The sequence below is a fragment of the Burkholderia sp. Ax-1720 genome (genome assembly GCF_011753035.1).
GTDB lineage: Bacteria > Pseudomonadota > Gammaproteobacteria > Burkholderiales > Burkholderiaceae > Burkholderia > Burkholderia gladioli.
In genome coordinates, this window is record NZ_VWWK01000417.1 from 1 (window position 1) to 1,433 (window position 1,433).

A 1,433-nucleotide genomic window follows, 5' to 3' on the forward strand; every position below is an offset into this window, starting at 1 on the left:
GCCCGACGCGCGGCGGCTCGCGACACAATACGCGGCGCTGCCCGAGGACAAGCGCGCGCTGTTCCGGGCCCGCGCCCGCGCGCAGGGCATCGACACCTCGGCGCTGCCGGCCGTGCCGCTCGCGCCGCGCCCGACGCGCTTCCCGCTGCTGCCGGCCCAGGAACGGTTGTGGTTCCTGTGGTGCCTCGATCCGGCCCACGCCGGTTATCACCTGACCCAGACCTTGCGGCTGAGCGGCCCGCTGGAGCTCGCGGCGCTGCATCGCGCATTGCGCGCGCTGGTCGAGCGCCACGAGGCGCTGCGGCTGCGCTTCGAGGCCGGCGACGGCGTGCCGATGCAATACCCGGTCGAACTCGCGCCGGCCGGCCAGCAGGCGCCCGGGCGCGACTACGGCTTCGCCGCGCATGCGGTGGGCGGCGATCCCGAGGCGCTCGCCGCCGCCTTGCACGCCTTCGCCTGCGCGCCCTTCGACCTGACGGGCGGCGCGCCGATCCGCGTCGGCCTGTTCGAGATCGGCCCCGACGAATGCGTGCTGCAGTTCGTGGTCCATCACATCGTCGCCGATGCCTGGTCGATGGACCTGCTGTTCCGCGACCTGCTGGCCTTCTATCGCGGCGAGACGCCGGCGCCGCTGCCGGTGCAGTTCGCCGACCTGGCGATGTGGCGGCGCGAATGGCTGGCCGCCGACGAGCTCGACGCGCAGATCGCGCATTGGCGGGGCGTGCTCGACGGCGCGCCGGGGGCGATCACGCTGCCGCGCGATCTGCCGCCGCGCCAGCAGCGCTCGCACGAGGGCGGCACGGTGCGCCGCGTGCTGGAGGCGCCGCTGGCCGAGCGGCTGCGCGCGATCGCGCGCGAGCAGCGCAGCACGCCGTTTACGCTGCTGCTGGCGGCCTGGGGCGTGGTGCTGGGCCGTTACGCGGCGCAGCGCACGGTGGTGGTGGGCGTGCCCTCGGCCGGGCGCGAGCGCCGCGAGACCGAGGCGCTGGTCGGCTTCTTCGTCAACACGCTGATCGTGCGCACCGACCTGGACGGCGCTCGGCCCTTCGTCGAGCTGCTGCGCGCCACGCATGAGCGCGTGCTCGATGCGCAGGCCCATCGCGACGTGCCGTTCGCGCGGCTGGTGGATGCGCTGGCGGTCGAGCGCGATCTCGATAGCTCGCCGCTGTTCCAGGTGATGTTCGACCTGGCCGTCGCGCGGGCCGGTGGGACCGCCGCGCTGCCGGCCGGCCTGCGCGCCGAGCCGGTGGCCAATGCCGCGCCGACCGCGCGTTTCGATCTCGCCTTGAACGGCCAGGACCGCGGCGCGGGCGGCAGCTTCGAGCTGGCGCTGACCTACGCGAGCGACCGCTTCGTCGAGGCCACGGTGGCGCGCCTGCTCGACGACTACGCGGCGCTGCTGGCGCAGATCGCCGCCGAGCCGTCGCGCCGCG

At 75.1% G+C, this 1,433-nt stretch carries 1 protein-coding gene; it reads left to right on the forward strand.

The annotated features are described in order from the left end of the window. Window positions 1–1,433, forward strand: a 1,433-nt coding sequence (locus F3J18_RS37340) for a condensation domain-containing protein (RefSeq protein WP_240156524.1), incomplete at both ends; no start/stop codon positions are given.